Source organism: Cellulomonas sp. Leaf334, from assembly GCF_001424195.1.
Classification (GTDB): Bacteria; Actinomycetota; Actinomycetes; order Actinomycetales; family Cellulomonadaceae; genus Cellulomonas.
Window position 1 is genome coordinate 137,431 of sequence record NZ_LMOO01000005.1, and the last position, 25,429, is coordinate 162,859.

Here is a 25,429-nt window from a genome sequence, read left to right on the forward strand (position 1 = left end):
CCGAGGAGTGCCGCTGATGTCACGCCCGATCCGAGCCACGGTCGCCGCCGTCCTGGCCGCCGCGCTCGCCCTCCCGCTGCTCGGGTCGATGCCCGCGATCACCCCGGTGGCCGCGGCCGTCGAGACCGGGGACATCACGTTCTCCCGGCCCAGCGGCACGTTCACCGGCTCGGTCTCCGTGAGCCTGAGCACGGCCGTCGCCGGTGCGCAGGTCCGCTACACGACGAACGGCAGCGCGCCCACGGCGTCGTCGACCGTCGCGTCCGGACCGGTGCAGCTGACCCGGAGCACGGAGGTCCGGGCGCAGGCGTTCGTCGGCGGGACCGCGACGGGGGAGCCGGCGTCGGCGCAGTACGTCGCGACGAATGTCTCCACCGCCCACGACCTGCCCGTCCTGCTGCTCGACGCGTACGGCAGCGGACCCGTCGGTGACGACTACCGCTCGGTCGCGGTCATGGAGTTCCAGCCCTCCGGTGGCACGACGTCGCTGCAGGCGACCCCGACCCTGACCGCGCGTGGCGGCTACCACCTGCGCGGTCAGTCGAGCCGGATGTTCGACAAGCAGCCGTACCGCCTCGAGCTCTGGGACGACACCGGCGACGACCTCGACCTGCCGTTCTTCGGCATGCCCGACGAGTCCGACTGGGTGCTGCGCGGCCCGTTCGCGGACAAGTCGCTGATCCGGGAGGCGCTGGTCTACGACCTCGGCCGCGCGATGGGCCTGGCGACGCCCCGGTACCGGCTGGTCGAGGTCTACGTGAACGACGACGCGCAGCCGGTCGCCGCCACCGACTACCGCGGCGTGTACATGCTCGAGGAGACCATCAAGAACCAGAAGAACCGGCTCGACCTCAAGGGCCTCGACCCGGAGGACGTCACCCCGCCGAAGGTCGAGGGCGGCTACATCCTCGCGTTCGAGTGGCTCGCGGCGGAGGAGCCCCGCCTCATCTGCACCGGTTCGCCGTGCTGGACCGACCTGGAGGTGAAGGACCCCGACGACCTGGTCCCGCAGCAGAAGGCGTACATCACCGGCTACATGCAGAAGATCAACGACGTCCTGCACGGCGCGGACCGGTTCCACCCGACCACCGGCTACCCGGCGTACGTCGACGTGGCGTCCTTCGTCGACTTCGCGATCATCAACGAGCTCAGCCGCGACCTCGACGCCTACTACCGCAGCCAGTACTTCTACAAGGACCGCGGGGGCAAGCTCACCGCCGGGCCGCTCTGGGACTTCGACCTGACGTTCGGGGTCGGCGGCTACTTCGGCAACGAGCAGGTGCAGGGCTGGCAGTACCAGCAGACGCGGCAGCCGATCGCCTTCGACTGGTTCACCGTGCTCATGCAGGACCCGGCGTTCGTGAACCAGGTGAAGGTGCGCTGGCAGGAGCTGCGCCGGGGGATCCTCTCCGACGCGCAGCTGCGCACCCGGGTGTCCGGCCTGACCGCCCCGCTCAGCGCCGCCGCCGCCCGCAACTTCACGCGCTACCCGAACCTGTCGACCCGGATGGTCGGGCCGTTCATCACCTCCACCACCGGGACGTGGCAGGGGCAGGTGTCGGAGCTGCAGTCCTGGATGCTCCGCCGGGCCGCGTGGCTGGACACGACGGCGGCGTGGGGCGGGCCGACGACGCCTCCGCCGACCCCGACGCCGACGCCGACCCCGACGCCGACGCCTTCGCCGACGCTGACGCCGACGCCGACGCCGACGCCCACGTCGGTCCCCGGTGGCGCCTGCTCGGCCACGTTCACCGCGATCTCGCGCTGGAACGGCGGGTTCCAGGGTGAGGTCACCGTGACCGCGGGGTCGGCGCCGCTGACCGGCTGGGCGGTCACCCTCGCCCTCCCGGCGGGCGTCACGATGAGTCAGTCGTGGAACGCGACCGTCACCGGCAGCGGTTCCGCGCTCACGGCCCGCAACGTCGCCTGGAACGGCTCGCTCGCGGCAGGCGGCCGCACGGCGTTCGGTTTCATCGCGACCTCAGCGACGGGCACGGGCACTCCGACGCTCACGTGCGCGGCCGGCTGACCTGCCGACCAAGCCATGGGTGCCGCCAGTGGCGGTCGATGCGGCAGCCATGACTTGGTCGACGTGCCGAGACCTCGACTCAGCGACCGTCACAACAGGCGGCGGTCGTTCTCGCGGACGACGCGGAGCCAGCGGTAGCCGTAGCCGTCGAGCTCGACCTCCGTGCGGCCCTTCGCGTCGATGGTGCACGAGCCGTCCTGGAGCAGGTCGACCAGTCGGACGGTGTCGTCGCAGTCGGCCAGGTGCAGCGGGACCATGACGGGCTCCGTGCCGAGGTTGTGCAGCGCGACGAGCGACCCGTCGTCCCAGGTGCTGCGGTGCGCGAGGACGGCACTGTGGGGCTGGTCGAGGATCTCCGCGCGGGTGGTCCAGCCGAGCTCGGGGCACTCGCGGTACCGCCGGACGAGGAGCTGCACGAAGGTCAGGAGCGAGTCCGGGTCGCGACGCTGGTCGGCGACGTTGACGTGCTCGGGGGCGAACCCGCCGTCGGTGACCGGCCCGGACAACGACCGCTTCGACGCCCGCGAGAACCCGCCGTTGAGCCCGGACGTCCACTGCATCGGGGTACGGACGGCGAGCCGCCCCTCGGCCGCGAGGTTCTCGCCCATGCCGATCTCCTCGCCGTAGAACAGCACGGGGGTACCGGGCAGGGAGAAGAGCAACGAGTAGACCATCCGGATGCGGCGGGGGTCGCCGCCGAGCATCGTCGGGAGGCGTCGGCGCAGGCCGCGGTCGTAGAGCTGCATGTCGGGGTCGGGGCCGAAGGCGGCGAACACCTCCTGCTTCTCGTCCTCGGACAGCTTGTCGAGGGTGAGCTCGTCGTGGTTGCGCACGAACGTGGCCCACTGGGCGTCGTGCGGGATCTCCGGCCTCTGCTCCAGGGCCTTCGCGACGGGCCGCGCGTCCTGCCGGGCGAGCGCCAGGTACAGGTTCTGCATCCCGATGAAGTCGAACTGGAGGGTCAGCTGGTCGCTGTCGGCGCCGTCGCCACCGAAGTAGAGCTTCTGCTCCTCGTACGGCAGGTTGACCTCGCCCATGAGGATCGCGTCGCCCACCCGGCGGGTCAGGAACGCCCGCAGCTCCTTGAGGAAGTCGTGCTTGTCCTCGACCTTGTCGCCGGGGGTCTTGGCGGCGTCGGCCAGGAAGAACGGCACGGCGTCGACGCGGAACCCGCTCAGGCCGAGCTCCGCCCAGTACCCGATGACCTTCGCGATCGCGTCCCTGACCTGCGGGTTCGCGGTGTTCAGGTCGGGCTGCTGGTGGTAGAAGGTGTGCCGGTACCACTCGCCGGTCGCGTCGTTCTTGGTCCAGATGCCCGTCTCCTTGTCGGGAAAGACGACCTTGTCCTTCGTCGACGGGGGCTTGTCGGTGCGCCACACGTAGAAGTCGTGGAACGGGCTGTCCGTGGACTTGCGGGCGCTCTGGAACCACGGGTGCTTCTCGGACGTGTGGTTCACGACGAGGTCGACGATCACGCGGATCCCACGGTCCTTCGCCGTGCGGATCACCTCGACCAGGTCCCCGGCGTCGCCGAGCCGGGGGTCGACCCCGTAGAAGTCGGAGATGTCGTAGCCGTCGTCGTAGTCGGCCGTCGGGTAGAACGGCATGAGCCACAGGCAGGTGACGCCCAGGTCGGCCAGGTGGTCGATGCGCTGGACCAGGCCGGGCAGGTCGCCGACGCCGTCGTCGTTCCAGTCCATGTACGTCTCGACGTCGAGGCAGTAGATGACGGCGTTCTTCCACCACAGGTCGCCGGTGTCGTGGATCCTCATGCGGTCACCTGCTTCAGCTGGGGGAGGAGGTGCTCGGCGGCCATGTCGACGAACGCGTCGAGGGTCGCGCTGCGCGGGGTCGCGGTCCGTGCGGCGTCGTCGTGCTTCTCGTCGCTCGGGGCGGGGTCCGTCGCCACCTGGTGCAGGTAGACCGCGTCGAAGCCGATGGCCACGAGGTCGCTCACGCGGTCCGCCAGCCGTGCCGGGTCGTGGTCGACCAGCACGCTGCGGCGCAGGGCGTCGTCGCCGACGTGGGTCCCGAGGGAGTCGAACGCCTCGGGGGTGTCCAGGTCCCACGCGACCGGCGGGCCGAACACCTGGCCGGCCATCTGGTCGCGGGCCACCGCCAGGGCGGTCTCGGCGTCGGGTGCCCAGGACACGTGCACCTGCAGGTTCAGGGCGCCGCGCCCACCGGCGTCGCGGTACTCCTGCACGACCTGCTTCAGGATCTCCGGCGACTGGTTCACCGTGACCAGACCGTCGGCCCAGGCGGCGTGCGCGCGGGCCGTCGCGGGCGTCACCGCGGGTCCGATGAGCAGCGGCTTCTCGTCGGGAAGCGTCCACAGCTTGGCCCGGTCCACCGTGACCAGCCCGTCGTGGGTGACCTCCTCGCCGTCCAGCAGGGCGCGGATCACGTCGACGCACTCGCGCAGGCGCGCGTCCCGCTCCGCCTTGGCGGGCCAGCGCCCGCCGGTGATGTGCTCGTTGACGTTCTCCCCGGAGCCCAGCGCCACCCAGAAGCGTCCGGGGAACATCGCGGCGAGCGTCGCGGCGGCCTGCGCGATGATCGCGGGGTGGTACCGCTGGCCCGGCGCGTTCACGACGCCGAGGGGCAGCCCGGTGGTCGCGAGGGCGGCACCGAGCCACGTCCACGCGAACCCGGAGTGGCCCTGCTGGACCGACCAGGGCGCCCAGTGGTCCGAGCACATGGCGGCGTCGAACCCTGCCTGCTCCGCGCGCTGGGTGGCCGCGAGGAGGGCAGCGGGGTGGACCTGCTCGTGCGAGTTGTGGAATCCGACGATGGTCATGGGGATCGGTTCTACCCGCTGTCGGGCTCCTCCGCGCGGCGAGCGGGCGTGCACAGGCCGATGAACGCGCCCAGCTCCGCGAGGGTCTCCGGGCGGGTGGGGAGGTAGTCGGTCAGGCGGTGCGAGCGGATGACGACCGCGCACCACTGCGCCCGGGAGACGGCCACGTTGAGCCGGTTGCGGTTCAGCAGGAACTCCATCCCGCGCGGGACCTCGTCGGCCGACGACGCGCACAGGGTCACCAGGACGACCGCCGCCTGCTGGCCCTGGAACTTGTCGACGGTCCCGACGCGGACGTCCGCGATGCCCGCGGCCTCCAGGGCTCGGCGGATCGTCCACACCTGCGCGTTGTACGGGGCGACGACGAGGATGTCGTGCCCGGTCAGGGATCGGGTGGTGCCGTCCGTCCAGTCGCGACCGAGCAGGTCGCGAACCTGCTCGACGACGACCGCGGCCTCCTCGGGCGACGACACGGCGTTGCCGACGTGCTCGACGACGATCGTCCGCAGCCCGGGCGCGACGCCGTCGAGCGAGCGCTCGGCGGTGTGCGGGACGGCGGCCAGCCGGTCCTCGTAGGACAGGTGCGACACGGCTTCGCAGAGCGTCGGGTGCATCCGCCACGTGCGGGCCAGGAAGTAGCCGAGCTCGTCGGGCAGCGTGTCGTGCCCGTCGACCAGCCAGCCGAGCGCCGACCGGTCCACCGGCTCCGGGTGCCGGCCCTGGGTCACCTGCGGCAGCTGCTGCGGGTCCCCGAGGAGCAGCAGGTTCCGGGCCGCCGTCGACACGGCGATCGTGTCCGCGAGCGAGAACTGGCCCGCCTCGTCGATGACCAGCAGGTCGAACAAGCCGTCGGGGATCCGGTCCCGGCTCGTGAAGTCCCACTTCGTGCCGCCGATGACGAAGCCGCCAGTCTGTCGAGCGTGGAACGCGACCGCGTTCCTGCCCTGGGGCAACGACTCCCACACGGCGTCGTCGGGGTGCGTGTCCTGCGCCTTCTTGCCGATGTGCTCCGCCGACAACCCGGCGTCGTTGACAGCGCGCAGCATGTTCTCGACCACCGCGTGCGACTGCGCGACGACCCCCACCTTCCAGCCCTGCGCCGCGAGCGCCGCGACCACGTGACCGCCGGTGTAGGTCTTGCCGGTGCCCGGCGGTCCCTGCACGGCCAGGTAGGAGCCGTCGAGGTCGAGCACCGCGTCGATGATCGCCTCCGTGGTGCCGGTGACGTCGTCGGGGCGGGGGAGCGGGAGCGCCCGGGTGCGTGGCGGGACCCGGCGCAGCAGGTCGATCGCGGGACGCGCGGGCAGGTCGGCGCCGAGGCCTTCCACCAGCGCGCGGATGGCGGCGACGATGCTCGTCGTCTGCGGGGGCGCCGACGGCGCGAGAGCCATCGGCAGGCGGGGCTCCGGGACCGCGCCCTTGGGGAGCCGCTCGACGATCCGCAGGACGTCCCGGGTACCCGACGACGAGTCCGGTGCGCGCTGCGAGTTCACCCCGAGGATCTCGACGCTCTGCGTCCACCCGCGGTGCCCGGTGGTCGAGGTCTTCGCGTAGGCGGGCGGTGCGTCGTACAGCGCGTACGCCTTGCCGCCCGCGCGCAGGTCGCTGCCCGGTTCGAGGTGGCCCGCGACCCGCAGCACCCGGCTGAAGGTCTGCCTGCCGGGGCCGATGCTCCAGTCCTCCAGCACCTCCGGCGTCCCGTCGACGAGCAGCGTGCCGCGCGGGTCCATCCACTCCGCCGGGTCGGACTGCAGCCGGTCGAAGTGCGCCCACCAGAACGGCTTCTCCTCCCGCCGGTGGTAGCCGACGGCGGCCGCGAGCATCCGGAGGGCCTGCGCGTCGCGCGGGTCCTCGAGCCGCTCGGCCCGCGCCAGGACGTCGAGCACCAGCGGGTCGTCCTCCGCGGGCTCGGCGAGCTCGGGCACCGCCGCCCCCGTCGGCGCCGGACCGTGCGCGAGCAACCAGTCGCGCAGCCGCAGCGTCGACTCGCAGTCGTACCGGTTGTACTCGCCGATCTCGTCGAGCCTCGCCTGCCAGGCGGTCTCGTTCCCCGCGTCCCGCAGGTCGCACGCCTCCGCGTACTCCGTGATCGAGTCGGTGGCCGTGGTGACCGCGCCGCCGCGCGTCTGCGCACCCATGTAGAGCGGTTCGAGCTTCTTCAGCGAGTACGAGCTGGCGCCCACGCGCAGCCCGCGGCGCACCGTCGCGTACAGGTCGACCAGCACCCCGTCGCGCAGCAGCTGGTCGACCGCGTCCTCGCCGACCCCGTGCCGGCCCGCGAGCCGCAGCAGCGCCGACCGCTCGTACGGGGCGTAGTGGTAGACGTGCATGCCCGGGTGCGCCGCGCGGCGCTTCTCGACGTACGCCAGGAAGTCGACGAACGCCTGCTTCTCCTGGGCGCGGTCGTGCGCCCAGAACGGCCGGAACGCGCCGTCCGCCTCCACCACCCCGAACAGGTACTCCAGCCCCCAGCCCGCGGGTGCGTCGGCGGGCACCGTGTCGTCGGTCCACAGCGGGTCGCCCTCGAAGTCGAAGAAGATGTCGCCCGCGTCCGGCACCGGCAGGTCGCTGATCGCCGCGGGCTCGACGACCTCGAACACCAGCGGCTCCGACGCGCTCTCCTGCCGGACCTGGAGCGCAGCCTGCCGACGCAGGTTCGCCAGCGCCGCGACGCCGATGCCGGGCACCGCCGCCGTGCCCGCCGCGAGCTGGTCGATGGTGCCGATCCCCGCCGCCGCCAGCCGCGCACGCTGCGTCGACCGCATCCCGGCGACCAGCAGGACGTCCCGGTGCGCGACGACCTGCGCGGCACAGGCGTCGCACCGCCCGCACGCCCGGTAGCGGGCATCACCCCAGGTCACCGGCGTCTGCGCGGCGCGGTGCGCGTCGAGGAGGTCCTCCAGGCGGGCTCGGCGCTCGCGGTACAGCGGCAGGAGGTCCGCGAGGCGGTGGCTGGACCGGGACCGGTCGCCGAGGACCAGGTGCACGTCGTCCGTCACGGGGACGCCCGCCGTGACCAGCTGGTCCGCGTACGCCGTCAGCTGGAGCAGGGCCGTGACCTTCACGCTGCGCGCCAGCTTGGTGTCGAGCACCGCCCAGCGGTCGCCCTCGCGCACCACGAAGTCGGCCCACCCGGTGAACCGCCCGTCGAAGAACCCGGCCTGGTAGACGACGTCCGCGTCCGACGACAGGGCTGCGAGCGTCGACGCCTGCACGCGTTCGAGCGCGGCCCGGTCGTCGGCCTCGTCGAACCGCGGTCGCGCGATCGTGACGACGTCTCCCGACGCTCGGTACGCGTCGAGGACCGCACGCTCGTGGGCGGTGCCCAGCGCCGACACCCGTGCCAGCATCGCGTCCGCGGCGATCGGCGCCGGCGCCGACCAGCCGAGCCGGCCGTCCAGGTCGCTCAGCACGGCGAGCTCGCACGCAGCGGCGTTGGCGAGGTCGCTCGGGCTGAGCACGAGGCCGCCGTCGGCGAGGAGGAACATGCGCCGAGGGTAGACGGGGCCGGCGACACGGCTCGCGGAGGTCGACGAAAGCGGTGTATCACCCGTTGGCCGGATATCCACCGCAACCGGACAGTCGCTACCTTCCGAGCGCAGCCCATCGGCACCGGCCGCCGGGCACAGCCAAGGGAGTCTCTGTGCGCACAGCCAGTGTCCGGATCAGCGCCGTCGCCGTGCTCGCCGCGGCGGCGCTCGTCGTGCCGGCGGTGTCCGCTTCCGCCTGGGGGCCGCCGCGGGGCAGCGCGCCCGTCGTGACGCAGACCGGCGTCTCCGACCCGGTGGCCGGCTGCGCCGTCGGCGCGGACCGCCCCTGGGTCCGGACCGCCACCCCGACGCTGCGGGCGACGCTCAGCGACGCCGACGGGCAGCACGTCAGCGCGAGGTTCGTGGTGCTCGACTCGCGTGCCCGCGTGGTCTGGGCGGCGCCCGCGACAGGTCAGCAGGCGTCGGGTGCACGGCACGCCGTGACGGTGCCCGAGGGTCGTCTCGCCGACGGCGGCACCTACACCTGGCTGGTCACCGGCCAGGACGAGGGCGGTCGCTGGGGGCTGCCGGCGCTCTGCCGGCTCACCGTCGACACCACCGCCCCCGCCGTCCCGACCGTCACGCCCGTCGCGGGCGAGCCGGCGGTGTACGTGGAGGATGCGACGGCGGGCGGCGTCGGCCAGCGAGGGTCGTTCACGCTGACCGACGAGTCCGCCGACGTCGTCTCCTACCAGTACGGGATCGACGACAGCGCGTTCGTCGAGTCCGTCCCGGCCACGGCACCGACGATCACCTGGACGCCGACGACGTCCGGACCGCACGTCCTGCAGGTCCGGGCCGTCGACCGCGCGGGCAACGTGAGCTCGGCGCGGGTCTACCGCATCACCGTCGCCGCGCCCGTCCCCACCGGCGGCGGCGGGAAGTGGCTGCTCGACGAGGGAGCCGGCGACGTGGCCGGTGGCACCACCGTCCCGCTGACGCTGACCGCGACCACGACGTGGACCGCCGGCCCGCTGGTCGAGCTCGCCGGCGACGACTCCGACCGGGCGCTCCTCTTCGACGAGCCCGCCGACGGCGCAGCCTCCGAGGCTGCGGTCCTTGACACGACGAAGCCGTTCACCGTCTCGGCGTTCGTGCGGCTCGACGCGCTCGGCACCCACGGCACCGCGGTGAGCCAGGACGGGTCGGCGTCCAGCGGGTTCGCCCTCGGCTACGACACCATCGGGTGCGCGGAGGGGGTGGCCGCGTGCTGGACCTTCGCGATGAACGGCGTCGAGACCTCGGTGGCCACGTCGACCGGGGCGGCGGAGGCCGGCCCCTGGGTCCAGCTCACCGGGGTGCACGACGCGGTCGGCGGCACGGTCGCGCTCTATGTCTGCCCGATCGGCACCGCCGACGAGCCCGGGACCATGAACCCCGTGATCAGTGGGCCCGTCGGCTTCGCCGGCGGTGCCTCGACGACCGGGCCGTTCCGGCTCGGCCAGGGGTTCAGCGGCGCGTCCCCCTTCGCCGGGGTCGTCAGCTCGGTCACCGTCGCCGAGGGTGTCGTCGCCTCGATCGCGTCCGTCCGTCGGTCCTGCTCCTTGGGCGCCTGACCGCAGCCCGGTCCCTGGGTTCCGGCTAGGAACCCAGGGACCAGGCTGCGATCGCCGCGACGGAGGTGCCGACGTCGAACGTGCGCACCTCCGTCGCGACGGTCGCGAGGTCCGCGACGAAGCCGTCGTCGGCGTCCACGGTCCCGCGCGCGTGCACGACGAGCACCACGGGGAGCCGGTCGGCGTCCGTCGGCGCCAGCACGGCGCTCACCCGCTGGACCAGCTGCCGGTAGGACCGGCTGGCGGCGAGCACGACGACCGCGTCGACGGTCGGCAGGTCGAGACCTTCGTCGAGCACCTTCGGCGCGGTCAGCACCTGGAGCCGGCCGGTGCGCAGGTCACGCAGGGTGTTGCGGCGGACCTCCGGCTCCAGACCGTTGTGCAGCCACGCCGCCGGCACCCCCGCCGCGCGCAGCCCGGCCGCCGCGGCGTCGGCGTCGTCCTTCGTGTGCGTGAAGACGAGCGCGTGGGAGGACCGCGCGAGCGTCGGGCCGAGCGTCGCGACGGCGGCGAGCTTCGCCGACGACGTCGCCAGCAGGTCCCGGCGGGTGCTGACCGCGCGCAGGTACGCGCTGGCGTCCGCGGCCGCGCGGGCGTTCTCCCGCCAGCCGTTCTGGAGGCGGATGACGTCCTCGACGAACCGGTGCGGCGCGCACCCGTGCTCGGTGAGACGTCCGGCGAGCTCCGTGATCTGCGCGGACAGGGCGTCGTGCTCGGACTGCTCGTCCGCGTCGAGGTCCACCGCGACGTACGCGAGCCGGAACGGGGCGAGCACCTCGTCCTTCCGACCGCGGCGCAGGTCGCACCCGTCGAGCACCGCACCGAAGTAGGGCCGCAGGATCTCGTCGAACCCCGGGTCCTGCCGTTCCATCGCCGACGTCAGACCCAACCGGGCCTCGAACCCTGCGCGGAGCGTCTCCGCCGGTCGGGCCGACCCGTACTTGTGCACCTCGTCCGCGATGACCAGACCGGCTTGCCCGTCCGCCAGCAGCCGGTGGCCGAACGCGGCGCTGACCAGCGACACCAGCACGTCGCACTCGTCGAACGTGTGGGCGGTCGTGATGTCCCGTCGACCGATCGACAACCCGGGCAGGTGGAGCTCCAGCACCGAGAACCACTGCTCCAGCAGCTCCGACGTCGGCACCAGGACCAGCACCTTCTCGCCGCGCGTCAGGGCGTCCCAGGCCGCGAGCACCCCCACCACGCCGCGGTCCGGTGCGCTGACCGCCTCGACGATCCCGCGCCGCTCCTCCGCCAGCCACGCGTCGAGCACGTCCTTCTGCCACCGACGCAGCTGCGGCCCCACGTACCGGACCTCGCCGCCCGGCGGGAGCGGGCCACGCTCGACCACCGCGCTCGTGCCGAGCGCGTGGAACAGGCCACCGGCGGGTGTGGCCGGTGCGATCGCGAACGGCTCGGCGGTCGGACGGTCCTCCGGGGCGACGCGCACCGGGAGGGGTTCGGCGACGCGAGCGGTCGGGTGGGTCGTGGTCCCGCTCGTCTCCGCCGCCGCCGTCCCGGCCGGCTGCACGAACGTCGGCGCGAACGGCTGCTGCTCGACCGCCGGCTGCTCGACCGGCGACCCCGCGGCTGCCGGCTTCGCTGCCGCCGCGAGACGGGCGCTCACCGGCACCCGGACCGGCATGGTCGAGGCGCTCTCCTGGAGCCGCACCGACGGCCGGCCCGCGAACGCCGCCGCCGGCAGGATCCCCCGACGGGTGTCCGCCCGCTCCGCGACCGTGGACCCGGGACGCTCACCGAACGACGCCGCCGGCGCGGGCACCTGGCGCCGCGGCGTCGGGAGGTTGAGCAGCGTCGCCGGGTGACCTGCACCCAGTGCACGCCACCGCGGCGGCACGCTGTTGTCCGCGCGGAGCCTCGGGTCACCGATCAGGAGCTCCTCGACCTCGGCCGTCGTGAGCGCTTCCTCACCGGCGTTCGCGACGCTCAGGGTCAGCTCCGACGCCGTCTGGAGGGGGCGCGCGCAGAGGGCAGCGTGCAGCACGTCGTTCGGTGTCGACACAGTGCGCTCCTCGCTCCCGCTCCGCGGAGGGGTCCCCGCATCCGATGCCCCCATGTCTTGTCGGCATCCGGACGGCTCGAATTCAGTCGCGCACCAGAACTCGTCCGGCGCGTCGCCGTCCGGCTTGCCGGGTCAGGCGTCTGTGGACTCCTGCGGCAGCGGGCGGGCGACGATGTCGTCGGCGTTGTCCACGATCCACTCCATCAGGGGCAGCAGCCGGGTGACGAGCTCGGACCCGCGGGTGGTGAGCGAGTAGTCGACGCGCGGCGGGACGCTGCCGGTCACCTCCCGGTGCACGATCCCGTCGGCCTCGAGGGTGCGCAGGGTCTGCGCGAGCATCTTCTCGCTGATGCCCTCGACGATCCTGCGCAGCTCACCCCAGCGCCTGGTGCGTTCGGAGAGGGCGACCAGCAGGAGGACGCCCCACTTGCTGGTGACGTGGTCGAGCACCGTCCGCGACGGGCACGCGGCGGCGAGAACCCCGTCGGTCAGGAGCCGGTCCAGGACGCTGACCTCATTGCTTACCGTCACGTGCGTACCTTACGTGAAGGTGGGTACCAGCGATCGGGAAGGTTGCTGACGGGCGACGGGTTGGGGCGGACGACACGATCCGCCTGCGAGAGGAACACCCCATGTCCGTCGTCGTCACCGGTGCCACCGGCCAGCTCGGTCGTCTCGTCGTCCAGCACCTCCTCACTGGCCCTGCCGGCATGCCCGCCGACCAGGTCGTCGCCGCCGCCCGAAACCCCGACCGCGTCGCGGGGGTCCGCACGGCGACGATCGACTACGACGACCCGACCTCGCTGGAGACCGCCTTCGCCGGCGCGGAGACGGTGCTGCTCATCTCGGGCACCGAGGTCGGCAAGCGGGTCGCCCAGCACGGCCGGGTCATCGACGCGGCCAAGGCCGCCGGGGTCCGCCGCGTCGTCTACACGAGCGCTCCGCACGCCGACACGACCTCGCTCGTGCTCGCGCCGGACCACAAGGCCACCGAGGAGCTGCTCCGGGCGTCGGGTCTGGCGTGGACCATCCTGCGGAACAACTGGTACACGGAGAACTACGTCGGCGCGGTCGAGCAGGCACGTTCCACCGGCGTGCTCCTGACGAGCACCGGTGACGGCCGCGTCGCCAGTGCCTCACGCGACGACTTCGCCGCCGGGGCCGCCGCCGTGCTGCGGGGCGGCGACCACGACGGGCGCGTCTACGAGCTGTCCGGCGACGTGGCGTGGACCTTCGGCCAGCTCGCCGAGGCGGCGTCGGTCGTCCTGGGCGTCCCCGTCGTCGCCCAGCAGGTCACGTCCGACGAGCACCGCGCGATCCTCGTCGACGCGGGTCTCGACGAGGGCACCGCGGGCTTCGTCGCGACGCTCGACGCCGACATCCGCCGCGGCGACCTGGCCGACGCCACCTCCGACCTGCGCACCCTCATCGGCCGCCCGACCACGCCGCTCGTCGACGGGCTCCGCGCCGCCGTCGCTCAGTAGCCGTACCGCGGCTTCAGGTGGCGCCACCAGTCGCGCAGCATCCAGGCGTCGAACTCGGTGATCCGGGAGGCGGAGCCGGCCTTCATGATGAAGGAGCTCTGGCCGGTGGGGGTCCAGTCGTAGAAGTCGTCGAGCCCGAACGTGTGCCCCATCTCGTGCAGCAGGATGTGCACGTTTGCGCTGTCGAGGGCGCCGACGAAGTACTCGGACCCGATGCGCTGCCCCCAGTCGCCGCCGGCTCCGCCGCCGAACCCCTTGGTCAGCCAGAGAGACTGGTCGTAGTGGCGCGCGGAGCCGCCGGGGTAGTTGCCGTCCTGGTGGAAGAACCGGCCACGGTTCTCGGCGCACTGCGGGGCGTTCTCGCGGATGTCGTTGACGTAGACGTCGACGCTGGTGTCGGTCCACTGCAGGAGGCTGCGGTCGCGCACGGCCCAGCCGACGACCTTCACGGGCACGGTGTCGTAGGGCCACGCGTTCCAGCCCTTCAGCTGCGCGAACCAGAGGGCGTACTGCTCGGCGTACTTGGCGTGGATGCGGTCGCGGAGCGCGGCGCTGACGGGCTGGTCGGAGTCCCAGCGGACGCAGATGTTCAGGTAGCCGCCGTTGGCCATCACCTGGTCCCAGCCGTAGTTGCGGAAGCCGTAGAGGTTGCCGTTGTTGTACGTCTGCTCCTGGTGGCGCCAGACCTCGTCGAGGGGGGCGACGAGTGCGCTGGGCGGGTTCCAGGTGACCGGCGGGGAGGTCGGTGTCGGGGTGGGCGTCGGCGTCGGAGTCGGAGTGGGCGTCCGCGTGGGCGTGGGCGTGGGCGTGGGCGTCGTGCCGCCCGTCGTGCAGAGCACCCCGTTGAGCCGGACGTCCGCGACCGGCCCGACCACCCCCGTGTGCGACGCGTTGTAGCCGACGGTGACAGCGCCGCCCTGCTCGATCACGCGGGACCAGCCCGGGTGGGTGACGGTGACCGCTGCGCCGGTGGACGTGAAGTTGCCCATCCACCCCTGCGTCAGCCGCTCGCCGCCGGTGAACGTCCAGGTCAGCGTCCACCCGTCGACGCGGTCGCCGGTGTTGCGGACGCTGACCTCCCCCGTGAACCCGGATCCCCACTGCGCGGCGACCTTCTGCGTGACGGAGCAGCTGGTGGCGGCGATGGCGGGGGAGGCTGCGAGGGTGGCGAAGACGCCGGCGCCGACGACGGCAGCCATGGCGGCGGCGACGAACCGCGCGAGTCGGGTGGGGCGTCTCATCGGAACTCCTTCATCGGGGTTCCTCGGGACGCTAACGAGGTCGGTCGGCGTGCCACCAGGGCATCGAAGCGTTTAGTCGAAGCGCTTCCCCGATGAGAAAGAGCGCGCTTTCCGACGAGGTCCCGCGTACCGTCGCGTGTCGCCGAGCAAGGAGAATGACCGCATGACCGCAACCGTCCAGGCCAAGAACGTGGGGGCCGGGTTCGGCGATCGCGAGCTGTTCTCCGGTGTCGACCTCGTCGTCGCGCCCGGCGACGTCATCGGCCTCGTCGGCCCCAACGGCGCCGGCAAGTCCACGCTGCTGCAGATCCTCGGCGCCCGTCGCCAGCCCGACGCGGGAAGCGTCTCCGTCTCGCCCGCGCACGCGCAGCTCGGCTACCTCGCCCAGGAGGTCGAGCGTCTCGACGGGGAGTCCGTCCGCGACCACCTCGGCCGGCGCACCGGCGTGACCGACGCGCAGTCCGCGCTCGACCGGGCCGCCGACGCGTTCGGCGCGGGCGACGAAGGGGCCGACGACGCCTACTCGGAGGCACTCGAACGCTGGCTCGCGCTCGGCGGCGCCGACCTGGAGTCGCGCCTCGGCACGGTCGCCGACGACCTCGGGCTCACCGTCGACCTCGACCACCCCATGACCGCGCTGTCCGGGGGCCAGGCCGCCCGCGTCGGTCTGGCGGCACTGCTGCTCTCGCGCTACGACCTCTACCTCCTCGACGAGCCGACCAACGACCTCGACGCCGCCGGCCTGGACCTCCTGGAGGAGTTCGTCGACCGGTCGGAGGCCGCGATCGTCGTCGTCAGCCACGACCGCGAGTTCCTCAGCCGCACCGTCACGGCCGTCGTGGAGATCGACCGCAGCCTGCAGCGCGTCACCACCTACGGCGGCAGCTACGACTCCTACCTCGACGAGCGCTCGATCGCCCGTCGCCAGGCCCGCGAGGCGTACGAGGGGTACGCGGCCCGTCGCGACGCCCTCAACGCGCGCGCCCGGATGCAGCGGGCGTGGATGGAGAAGGGCGTCCGGAACGCGCGGCGGAAGGCGACCGACGGCGACAAGCACGTCAAGCACCACCGCGGCGAGACGTCCGAGAAGCAGGCCGCGAAGGCGCGTCAGACGGACAAGATGATCGATCGCCTCGACGTGGTCGACGAGCCGCGCAAGGAGTGGCAGCTGCAGATGACCATCGCGACCGCCGGCCGGTCGGGCGCGGTCGTCGCGGTCGCCCGGCACGCGGTCCTGACCCGCGGCGAGTTCACGCTCGGACCCGTCGACCTCCAGCTCGACTGGCGCGACCGCGTGGCTGTCACGGGCCCGAACGGCTCGGGCAAGTCGACCCTGCTCGGCCTGCTGCTCGGTCGGCTGACGCCGACGTCCGGTGCGGTCGACCTCGGCTCGGGGGTGCTCGTCGGCGAGGTCGACCAGGCGCGTCGCGCGTTCGAGGGCGACGAGCCCCTGGTCGACGCGTTCTCCCGCGAGGTCCCCGACTGGCCCACGGCCGACGTCCGCACCCTGCTGGCCAAGTTCGGGCTCGGCGGCCACCACATCCACCGGCCCGCGTCGTCCCAGTCGCCCGGCGAGCGGACCCGCGCCGCCCTCGCGCTCCTGCAGGCCCGCGGCGTGAACCTGCTCGTCCTCGACGAGCCGACCAACCACTTGGACCTGCCCGCGATCGAGCAGCTCGAGTCCGCGCTCGACAGCTTCGACGGGACGATCCTGCTGGTCACGCACGACCGCCGGATGCTCGAGACCGTCCGCCTGACCCGCCGCTGGCACGTCGAGGACGGTCAGGTCACCGAGGTCACGGCGGACTGAGGCCCGGTCAGCCCAGCAGGGCGGTCAGCTCGGCGCGGTTCCGTTCCAGGTAGTGGTGGATCGGCTTCGACGACGTCTCGTCGCGGATCCCGACGAGCACACGCGGCACGTCGACGACGACAGCCGCTTCGGTGCGGCCGTCACGGTCGATCACCACGCTCAGCACGATCGTCTGCGTCGGCGAGGCTGCGGCGAGCTCGCGCAGGAGGTCGCCGGACTCCCAGTACAGCTCGTCGGACGGGCGGAAGGTCTGCTGCTCCAGGCCGGCCGCCGTCTCGACGACGACGACCCGGACGCTCCCGGTGCCGTCGCTCTCCGGACTGACCGAGCACTCCTCGCGGCAGACGACGCGCAGCCAGCCCGCGGGCGCCGCGGCCGCGTAGCTGCGGGCGATGCGCTCGACGAGGCTCTGCTGGTCGGGGGTCAGGTCGACCGTCGAGGTCGGGGCGGGGTGGTTGCTGTCCGGCACCGGAGGTCCGTTCGTCGATCGGGGGAGGGCAGTTGAGCCGTGCGGGGCGCGCTCAACCGAGCAGCGCGGTCAGCTCGGCACGGTTCCGTTCCAGGTACTCGTGCACGGGCTTCGACGACGTCTCGTCGTGGATCCCGACGAGCACGCGCGGTACGTCGACCGTGACCGTCGCGTGGTGGGTCCCGTCTCGGTCGATGCGGAGGTTCATCACCACGGTCTGCGTCGGCGACTCCGCCGCAAGCTCGCGGAGCATGTCGCCCGTCTCGAAGTGCAGGTCGCGCGGCGGGCGGTAGTGCTCCTGCACGAGCCCGTCCGGCGTCGCGACGACGACCACCCGGACGTTCGCGATCCCGTCGGCCTCCGCACCGACCGAGCACTCCTGGCGTGCCACGATGCGCACCCACCCGGGAGGCGCCGCCGCGCCGTAGCTCCGCGCGATGCGTGAGACCAGGGCGCGTCCCTCCGGGCTCAGGTCGACGGTCGCCGTCGCGCCAGGATCGCCGGTGCCGGGCATGGGCGTCCTTTCGTCAGGGGTCGCGCGGTTCACCCGAGCAGCGCGGTCAGCTCGGCACGGTTCCGTTCCAGGTACTCGTGCACGGGCTTCGAGGACGTCTCGTCGCGAACCCCGACGAGCACCCGCGGCACGTCGACGGTGAACCTGGCCTCGTGGGTGCCGTCGCGGTCGATGACGAGGTGCAGCACGACCGTCTGCGTCGGGGACTCCGCCGCGAGCTCGCGCAGCAGGTCGTCGTTCTCGAAGAACAGGGTGCGGGACGGGCGGAACGTCTGCTGCTCGAGGCCGGCGGGCGTCTGGACGACGACGACCTGCACGGTTCCCGTCCCGTCAGCCTCGGCAGACACCGAGCACTCCTCACGCGAGACGATCCGCAACCAGCCCGGGGGTGCGGCGGCGGCGTGGTCGCGCACGATGCGGTCGACGAGGGCCGTCTGCTCCGGGCTCAGTGCGACCTCGGTGGGCGTGTCAGCGTGGTGGTCGTGGCTGGGCATCGTTTCTCCAGGTGTACGAGAAGTCCTCGCCGTCGATCTTGAGGTTGACCACGAACGTGTCGGGCCGGGTCGAGACGTTCCCCTCGCGGTACAGCGGCTCGATGTGGATCTCCACCTTGCCCGGGGCCTCGCCCCGTAGGGCCGCGCGGATCTTGCGCTCCATGCTCGCCCACTGGCCCTGGTTGAGGTTCACCAGCCCGTCATACGGCTTGCCGTTGCCCGGCAGCACGTTGAGTCGGTTGGTCGGTCCCCCGAGGGAGTCCGCGACGAGGTGGAAGCCGATGTCGTTCGGGAGGCCCTCGTTGCCGATCAGCGCCGTCAGGGTGCTGTTGCGCCCGCCGTCGCCCAGGTTCATCTGCCCGCTGACGCTGCGGGTCCGCCCGAGGTGGTCGGTCTCCCAGGCCATGCCCTTGAACTCGTAGACCGTGTTCGGGTGCGGGACGTTCCCGGCCCGGTTGAACGCATTGATGTCGGTGAACGTCAGGTGCGGCATGGGCAGCCCGTCGGCGCGCGCCACGAGGTCCATGGACGCGTCGAACGAGCGGAGCGTGTCGATGTCGACACCCCGGGAGACCAGGATCGCGATCTCGTCGGCGCTGAGCGCCCGTCGTGTCCACTTGCCGCCCGTGGCGCCCCACCCGAGGAAGGGGATGAGCGCCGCGCCGGACAGGGCCGCGTCGATGTGGTTGCCCTCGGCGGCGTACCAGACGGCGTTGATCGCGTCGACGGGCTCACCGATCAGCGGGATGAGGCCGAGCCCGTCGAGCACCAGGTGGCCGATCTCGGAGAACGGGTTCTGGTTCTCCCGCGCCTTCTCGACCTCCGCGGCCTTGATCTCGAAGATCTCGCGCGCGTCCGTGGCGATCGCGGCGCTGATGGTGTCGCCGCCCTCGAACGGGGTGATCGCCGCCGCGATGGCCGCGTTCGAGCCCGCGCCGTCGTCGACGGGCCAGCGCCGCTTCACCAGGACGTACTCGAGGAACGCGTTCGTCGTCGCGGACTTGCCGCCGCCCTCGATGGTGACCGTGGGGCCGGTGCCGAACAGGTTGTGCGCCGCCTCCGGGTTCCGGCCGACCGCGGCCATGATGCCGGCGAGCGGGTCGTAGTACTCGGTGTACCCGGTGGGGGCGCCCTCGTCGTCGCCGTGCACGGGGTCGATCGCCCCGTACCCCTCGCTCATCGAGTGCGCGCGGTTGTACCACATGTCCCGGGTGTCGACGCTGCGCTCGTAGTCGTAGACGTCGGTCGCGAGCGTGGTCAGGAACGGTGTGGAGAACGACCCGCGGGAGACCACCAGGCCGAGCGCGCTGGCCTGGCCGAGCGTCTCGGGGCTCTCGTCAGTGATCGCGTCGGACCAGGACTGCGCGTAGCCGTCGGGCAGCGCGTGGTCGCCGGTGCCCTGCGTCGCGGTGCCGAACGTCGTGCCGAGACCGTCGAGGAGCGCCTCGTACTGCCCGTCGAACTCCTCGACGTCCTCGATGTCCCCGCCGAGGGAGCCGTTCCGGACCAGGCTCCGCCGCGTGTTCGACGCGTCGATCACCAGGTCCGCGACCTCCTCGGGCGAGACCTGCAGAGCGAGCTCGTAGGCGAAGTACGGGTCCGTGCCGTTCTCCGCGAGGAGGTCGACGAGCTCCTGGGGGAGGTCCTCGTCGGACCCGTACTCCTCGATCAGGTGGGCCGCGCGGTCCGCGCGCTCCTTCGCCTCGGCCGGCGTCGTCGTCGGGACCGTCGACTCGTCCAGCTGCACGTACCCCTGGAAGCCGGGGACCTGCGCCTCGATGTGCCGGGCGAGCGCGAGCCGGCGCCGCAGCCCCGGGAGCTGGGCGTCGATCCACGTGCTCACCGCGTCGACCCGCTGGAGCTCCTCGGCGGAGAGCATGACGCCCTCCAGGCCGGACCGCAGCGACGACCGGTGCGACGACACGTCGGACGCGGCGCTCTCGAGCGCGCGCACCAGCGCCGCCATCTGGGCCAGGTCGATCGACGCGATGCTCACCGCAGGTTCCTCCACCGGGTCTGCCACGCGCCGGGCTCGACCTCCTCGGGCTGCGACCGGACCGCCGAGTCGAACGTCGACATCGCGCCGTCCGCCGCCGTGCCCAGGGCCTGCTTGTGCCCGGTGAGGTCCACGTAGAAGTCGTCGGCGACCGGACTCAGCCAGGCCCCGGCGTCCATGGCCCGCACCACCGCGTCGAGGTCGTCACGCAGGTCCGCCGCGACCGGGACCGCCAGCGCGCGGCGCTGCTTGATCGCCGCGAGGTACGGGTTGGGAATCTGGGCGAGCTCCTCCGTCACGACGCCTCAGCCCCCGGGGCTCGCGGGCACCGCTCCGTGCTCCGCGACCCACGTGTCCAGGTACCGCTCGAACCGGCCGTGCGACTGCTCGTCGAGGATGCCCTGGCTGCGCTTCGGGGTGTCGTAGCCGACGTCCGCCTTGATCGTGCCGTCCGGGTCGACGAGCAGCTCGAAGGTGGTCCACCGCTGCTCCGGACCGCCCTCGGCGGAGAGTCGGTTGAGCTCGGCGACCGCGTCGTACAGCGGCTCGTCGTACCCGACCTGCCCGTAGAGCCAGCGGTCACCCCCGTGCACGACGGCCGTGGTGATCCAGTTCAGCGTCACGCCACCGGACCCGTCCGGGGTCGCCTCCCAGCTGCCGACGAGACGGGCCCAGCCCTGGGGAGCGATCTCGGCGAACCGGCGCACGACCACACCGAGCTGTTCCTGCTGCTCTGCCAGACCCACCGAGGACCCCCTTCGACGTTGCCGAACCCACATGATGCCAGCCGGACCTGCTCAGGGCCTCGTCAGGGCACCGGGACCTGGACCAGCTGCCACGCTCCGCCCGTGACGAGCAGCCCTCGTCCGGGGTTCGCGCCGCCGAGCGCCGAGCGCGGGAGCCGCACCCCGAGCAGGTCGCCGTCGTTCGGCGTCGCCGGGGACAGCAGCAGGCCGCTGCGGGACTTCTTGATCGTCGCGGCCGGCCCGCGGTAGGCGCTCGTCAGCTCGTCGGTCGTCCCGGCGCCGACGATGAGCCCCGGGCGGTCCCGCAGGTTGCCCAGGTGCGCGACGATCGCGTCCGCGAGCGGACCGTCGGTGCCGACGAGCTCGAGGTCGTCGACCAGGAGCAGCGTCGGCACGTCGTCCGTCGGCACGAGGCCCTCCATGAACGCGGTGATCTCCTCGCGGGTCGACTCCATCGTGAGCGTCCCGACGACGCCGGGTCGTTCCGCGAGATCCCGCAGCGGGCTGCGTCGCGGTGTCACGAGCCCGACGGCCCAGCCGCGCTCGAGCGCGGAGACCCCCATGGTCAGCAGCACCGTGCTGCGCCCCGAGCGTCGCGGACCCACCGCGAGCACGCCTGGGCCGTGCTCCTCGGCGTCCAGCCCGAACAGCGCGAGGGTGTCACCGCCGACGCCCGCAGGGACGGCCGTCCGACCCAGCGGTGCGCCACCGAGGGCGTGCGCCTCGGCGAGCGTGACCCGCGTCGGCAGCGGGTCGACGCGGAACGGCACCTGAGCAGGTTCGGGGCGGTCAGCCGCGGCGTCGTGGCGCTCGATCGCGGAGCGCGCGATCTTCTGCAGCGCCGCGACCTGGGCGGGACCCGACGGGTCCGGGTCGAGCAGGGCGACCTGGAGCTCCTGGCGGCCCTGCGACCGGAATGCGCGCCCTTCGGGCAGCTTCTCGGGGACCTCGCGCGGTGACATCCCGACCGCGGCGTAGTCGCCGGGGTCCGACATCGGGAGCATCACGCGGTCCTCGGTCAGGGTCGAGACGCGCCCGACGAGCAGGCTGCGGTCGCCGGTGACCACGACCTTGATGCCCGCACCGGGTCCCTCCTGGAGGATCTGCGTCCACGTGTCGATGAGCACGCCGGCGTCGTAGTCCTCGAACGCCTGGATGAACCCCTCCCACCGGTCCAGCAGGACCAGGATGTACGGCAGGCGTCGTGACGGGCCGGTGCCGGCGCGCTGCTCGGTGACGTCGGCGAACGCCTGCTCGGCGAGGAGCTGCTGCCGGCGCGAGATCTCGGTGCGCAGCCGCCGGGTCAGGCGGGCGACGCGGTCCGGCTGGTCGCGCGTCACGACCGCCCCCGTGTGCGGGAGCGCGACGAGGGGCAGCAGTGCGTTGTTGCCGAAGTCGAGCCCGTAGACGTGCACGTCGCGCGGCGACAGGCGGGTCGCGACGCCGGCCGCGAACGTCCGCAGCACCGTGGACCGGCCCGAGCGGGGGGCGCCGACGATCGCGAGGTTCCCGGCGCTCTCCAGGTCGTGCACGGCGACGTCCCGACGCTGCTGCGCCGGGAGGTCGACGATCCCGTACGGCAGCGCGAACGGATTCCGGTCGAGCGACGTGCCGCCCTGGGCGAGGACGTCGTCGAGCGTGATCTCGGTGGACAGCGCGGGCAGCCACGGCGGCGGCGGTGCCGCGACCCCGGCCAGCTCGGCGGCGGAGCGCACGGCGGTCACCAGTGCGGCGAGGTCCGTCGGGGTGTCGATGTCGTCCTCGGCCTGCGCGCGCGGCGCGGACAGCGGACGTCCGACCGCCGACCACGTGAGTCGCTCCAGGTGCACCGCGCCACCGCCCGCCGCCGTCGGCGGACGGCCCCCGACGCGCGACGACTGGAACGCCACGAGGCTCGAGTGCCCGAGCCGGGCGTACGCGCGCCCGGGCAGGCTCGGGGGGATCTCCGCGGCGTCGCCGGACTCGATGACGTCCTGGCTGTCGTTGCGGTCGGTGACGCGCAGCGCGATGCGCAGGTTGGTGTTCGACTTGATCTCGGCGCTGACCACACCCGCCGGCCGCTGGGTGGCGAGCAGCAGGTGCACGCCGAGCGAGCGGCCGCGCCGGGCGATGTCGACGAGGCCGGTGACGAAGTCGGGCAGCTCGGCGACGAGCGCCGCGAACTCGTCGATGACGATCGTCAGGCGCGGCATCGGCGGGTCACCGGGCTCACGGCCGGCGAGGTAGTCCTCGATGTCCTTGGCACCGGCATCCGCGAGCTGGTGCTCGCGACGCCGCAGCTCCGCGGCGAGGCTCTCCAGCGCACGCGTCGTCAGGTGCGCGTCGAGGTCCGTGACCATGCCGACCGTGTGGGGCAGCTTGCTGCAGTCCTTGAACGCCGCACCGCCCTTGTAGTCGATGAGCACGAACGTCATCTCGTCGGGCCGGTTGGCGACGGCGAGCGACGCGATCAGCGTCTGCAGCAGCTCCGACTTGCCCGACCCGGTGGTCCCCGCGACGAGGCCGTGCGGCCCGTCGGCGCGCAGGTCCACCGTGAAGGGCCCGTCCGTCGACTCGCCGATGACGGCCTTCGTCGTGCGCCCGCCCTGCGCCCAGCCGTGCGCGATCGTGCGGGCGTCCGGCGGGTCGAGCGCCAGCACGTCGAGCAGCCGCGACGTGGCCGTCAGGGTGCCGGCGAGGTCCTCGGAGCTGATGTCACGCACCGGCGCGAGCGAGCGGCCGAGCTGCTCGAACCAGCCCCGGGGAACCTGGTCCGCGCGCACGCCGTCGACCGGCTGCTCCCCGGTCACCGACACGGTCGAGCTCGCACCGTCGACCACGACCACGGCCTGGCACTCCTCGGGCAGCTGCCGCTCCTGCTCGTCGATGCACAGGAAGTACACGCCGACGCCCGGCCCCTCGCGCAGCAGGGTCACCAGACCGGGCAGGAGCCGGATCCGACGGGCGCCGTCGAGCACCACGAGCACCGGTGGCGGGAGCAGCCCGCCGCCGCCGAACGCCCCGCCGCCCATCCGCGGCCCGTTGCTCGCCGCCTCGCGACGGCGCTCGACCAGGTCGAGGAGCTCGGAGATCCGGCGCGAGGTCGTCTCCTCGTCGTTGCCGACCGCGACCACGGGCCCGGAGTCGCGGCGCGCGTGCGGCAGCCACCGGACCCAGGACCACGCGTCGTCGCCCTCCTGGTCGGCCAGCAGCACCACCGACACGTCGGCCGGGGAGTGCGCCGTGACGACCTGCGCGAGCATCCACGCCGCGACCTGACGGCGCTCGTCGCCCGTCCCGACGACACCGGTGACACCCGCCCGGGCCAGGGGGACCGCCACGGGGACGTCGGACGCGGTCCAGTGCAGGACCTTCTCGTGGTCCTCGCGTGCCGGGTCGTTCAGCGACACCTCGCTCGGGACGTCCGCCGTGCCGACGCGCGCCAGCATCCAGTCGGGATCGGTGCGCCGCCGCTCCCAGAGCCGGGCGCGCGGACCCGTCGCGAACAGCAGCACCGAACCGGGGTCGGGGAGCTCGCCCCGCCGCGCGGCGCTCTCGGCCGTCAGCGCGTCGTACGCCTGCTGCTCGATCCGCGCGGTGCGCTGCACGAACGTCTGCACGGCCTCGAGGTGCTGGGTGCGCCGCTGCCCGCGCGAGGAGAAGTAGTTCGACGCCGCCATCGCCGGCGACAACGCCATGATCAGCAGCGCGTACGGCGACCGCGTGAACCAGTACATCCCCGCGCCCATGATGAGCGGCATGATCATCATCGCGAGCGGGAAGCGCTGCTTGTCCGGGGTGCGCGGCTCGCTCGGGAGGCGGAAGTCGGTGGTCCGCGGCGGCGGCAGGAGGCGCGGCGGGCGGTTGTAGTCGAGCGTCGCGCCGACGGGGCTGAGCGAGAGCGACGCGTCGGGGGAGCTCACGCCGGCGACCTCGAGGACGACGTCCCCGACGACGAGCGACTGCCCCGGGGCCCACGCACGTCGCTCGGTCAGCGCCTCGCGGTCGACGTGCACCAGCGGGCGGTCGGACTCGGGGTCGATCTCGGCGATGCCGTCGAGCGCCTTGCGGGCGTCGACGAGCATGCGGGCGTACTTCTTGCGGGAGCGTCCGCGCGTCGGCGCCGCCGAGGCGGGCGGGTCGCGGCGCAGCACGATCGGGCCCTCGAGCGCACGCCGCCGCACGGGGGCGGGTCGGACCACGCCCACCACGGCGGCCGACGGCTCGACCGTGACCGAACCGTCGAGCGCGACCTCGAGCACGACCGCGCAGGCGGGCACGTCGGCGCCGTCGACGCGCACGGACGCGCTCGGTGCGCTGCCGATCTCGTGGCGCCCCAGCGCGAGCCGGTGCACGCGGCCCGCGTCGACCCCCGAGACGAGCCGGACCTCGCAGGACCCGCCCGGCTCGTGCCAGCTGTCGCCCGGATCGACCCCGAGGCCCACCACGGCGCCGTGCCGCAGCGGTGAGCTCTCGACCGGCTCGGCCGGGTCCAGCTCACGGCCGTGCCACCACAGCGTCGGTGCGGCCTGGGCGGCGGGGACGACCTCGACGACGCCGAGGTGTCCGGACCCGCGCGGCACGACGCGCTGCTGGGTGGTCTCGAGCCGCTCCGCGAGAGCGTGCGCCACGTCGCGCACGAGCGACCCGGGCGCGCACTCGAGCACGACGTCGACCAGCTCACCGCCGTGCTCGGCGGTGGCGCTCACGATCAGTCGCACGGCACGCTCTCTCGTCGTCGGTCCCCGGACAGACGGA

17 protein-coding genes are annotated in these 25,429 nt (G+C 73.0%); 4 read left to right on the forward strand and 13 right to left on the reverse strand.

The window, feature by feature from the left end:
* Positions 1 to 16: 16 nt before the first annotated feature.
* Positions 17 to 2,029, forward strand: a complete 2,013-nt coding sequence (locus ASF78_RS11100; protein ID WP_056590743.1) for a CotH kinase family protein — start codon at positions 17 to 19, stop codon at positions 2,027 to 2,029.
* Positions 2,030 to 2,118: 89 nt separating this feature from the next.
* Here ASF78_RS11100 and ASF78_RS11105 read toward each other — a convergent pair whose 3' ends face one another.
* The 3 genes from ASF78_RS11105 to ASF78_RS11115 are packed head-to-tail and all read right to left on the reverse strand — an operon-like array spanning position 2,119 to position 8,317.
* Entirely contained in the window at positions 2,119 to 3,801 is a 1,683-nt protein-coding gene (locus ASF78_RS11105; protein WP_056588936.1) for an alpha-amylase family protein, read from the reverse strand.
* Positions 3,798 to 4,829, reverse strand: a complete 1,032-nt coding sequence (locus ASF78_RS11110) for a TIGR03885 family FMN-dependent LLM class oxidoreductase (protein WP_056588939.1) — start codon at positions 4,827 to 4,829, stop codon at positions 3,798 to 3,800. The genes ASF78_RS11105 and ASF78_RS11110 overlap by 4 nt, the downstream gene beginning before the upstream one ends.
* An 11-nt stretch (positions 4,830 to 4,840) precedes the next feature.
* Entirely contained in the window at positions 4,841 to 8,317 is a 3,477-nt protein-coding gene (locus ASF78_RS11115; protein WP_056588944.1) for a bifunctional RecB family nuclease/DEAD/DEAH box helicase, read from the reverse strand.
* Positions 8,318 to 8,472: 155 nt separating this feature from the next.
* Between ASF78_RS11115 and ASF78_RS11120 the strand changes: the two genes are divergently transcribed.
* The gene (locus ASF78_RS11120) at positions 8,473 to 9,915 is read left to right on the forward strand and encodes a LamG-like jellyroll fold domain-containing protein (protein ID WP_156374140.1); all 1,443 of its coding nucleotides are present in this window, start codon (positions 8,473 to 8,475) and stop codon (positions 9,913 to 9,915) included.
* Positions 9,916 to 9,940: 25 nt separating this feature from the next.
* On the opposite strand, the gene ASF78_RS11125 is transcribed toward ASF78_RS11120, so the two are convergent.
* Complete coding sequence (locus tag ASF78_RS11125; protein ID WP_056588950.1) at positions 9,941 to 11,938, reverse strand: DEAD/DEAH box helicase; 1,998 nt, start codon at positions 11,936 to 11,938, stop codon at positions 9,941 to 9,943.
* 132 nt (positions 11,939 to 12,070) lie between these two features.
* On the reverse strand, positions 12,071 to 12,469 hold the full coding sequence (locus tag ASF78_RS11130) for a helix-turn-helix domain-containing protein (protein ID WP_056588955.1): 399 nt from the start codon (positions 12,467 to 12,469) through the stop codon (positions 12,071 to 12,073).
* Between the two features lie 101 nt (positions 12,470 to 12,570).
* Here ASF78_RS11130 and ASF78_RS11135 point away from each other — a divergent pair, with 101 nt between their 5' ends.
* Entirely contained in the window at positions 12,571 to 13,422 is an 852-nt protein-coding gene (locus tag ASF78_RS11135) for an SDR family oxidoreductase (protein WP_056588958.1), read from the forward strand.
* On the opposite strand, the gene ASF78_RS11140 is transcribed toward ASF78_RS11135, so the two are convergent.
* Positions 13,416 to 14,663, reverse strand: coding sequence for a cellulose-binding domain-containing protein (locus ASF78_RS11140; protein WP_056588961.1), 1,248 nt, complete (start codon positions 14,661 to 14,663; stop codon positions 13,416 to 13,418). The genes ASF78_RS11135 and ASF78_RS11140 overlap by 7 nt on opposite strands.
* A gap of 163 nt (positions 14,664 to 14,826) precedes the next feature.
* Between ASF78_RS11140 and ASF78_RS11145 the strand changes: the two genes are divergently transcribed.
* Positions 14,827 to 16,473, forward strand: coding sequence for an ABC-F family ATP-binding cassette domain-containing protein (locus ASF78_RS11145; protein WP_056588965.1), 1,647 nt, complete (start codon positions 14,827 to 14,829; stop codon positions 16,471 to 16,473).
* 7 nt (positions 16,474 to 16,480) lie between these two features.
* Here the strand turns inward: ASF78_RS11145 and ASF78_RS11150 are convergent, their stop codons facing one another.
* From ASF78_RS11150 to ASF78_RS11180, 7 genes are all read right to left on the reverse strand, one after another.
* Entirely contained in the window at positions 16,481 to 16,942 is a 462-nt protein-coding gene (locus tag ASF78_RS11150) for a hypothetical protein (RefSeq protein ID WP_056588968.1), read from the reverse strand.
* 52 nt (positions 16,943 to 16,994) lie between these two features.
* Entirely contained in the window at positions 16,995 to 17,456 is a 462-nt protein-coding gene (locus ASF78_RS11155; protein WP_056588971.1) for a hypothetical protein, read from the reverse strand.
* Positions 17,457 to 17,485: 29 nt separating this feature from the next.
* Positions 17,486 to 17,950 (reverse strand): hypothetical protein, encoded by a 465-nt coding sequence (locus tag ASF78_RS11160; RefSeq protein WP_056588974.1) that lies wholly within the window; start codon positions 17,948 to 17,950, stop codon positions 17,486 to 17,488.
* Positions 17,925 to 19,946 (reverse strand): DUF6571 family protein, encoded by a 2,022-nt coding sequence (locus tag ASF78_RS11165; protein WP_056588976.1) that lies wholly within the window; start codon positions 19,944 to 19,946, stop codon positions 17,925 to 17,927. The genes ASF78_RS11160 and ASF78_RS11165 overlap by 26 nt, the downstream gene beginning before the upstream one ends.
* Entirely contained in the window at positions 19,943 to 20,245 is a 303-nt protein-coding gene (locus ASF78_RS11170) for a hypothetical protein (protein ID WP_056588979.1), read from the reverse strand. Before ASF78_RS11170 ends, ASF78_RS11165 begins: the two co-directional genes overlap by 4 nt.
* Before the next feature lie 6 nt (positions 20,246 to 20,251).
* Complete coding sequence (locus ASF78_RS11175) at positions 20,252 to 20,692, reverse strand: hypothetical protein (protein ID WP_056588980.1); 441 nt, start codon at positions 20,690 to 20,692, stop codon at positions 20,252 to 20,254.
* 62 nt (positions 20,693 to 20,754) lie between these two features.
* A complete protein-coding gene (locus tag ASF78_RS11180; RefSeq protein ID WP_056588981.1) occupies positions 20,755 to 25,392 on the reverse strand; it encodes an FtsK/SpoIIIE domain-containing protein in 4,638 nt (1,545 codons plus the stop codon).
* Positions 25,393 to 25,429 lie beyond the last annotated feature (37 nt).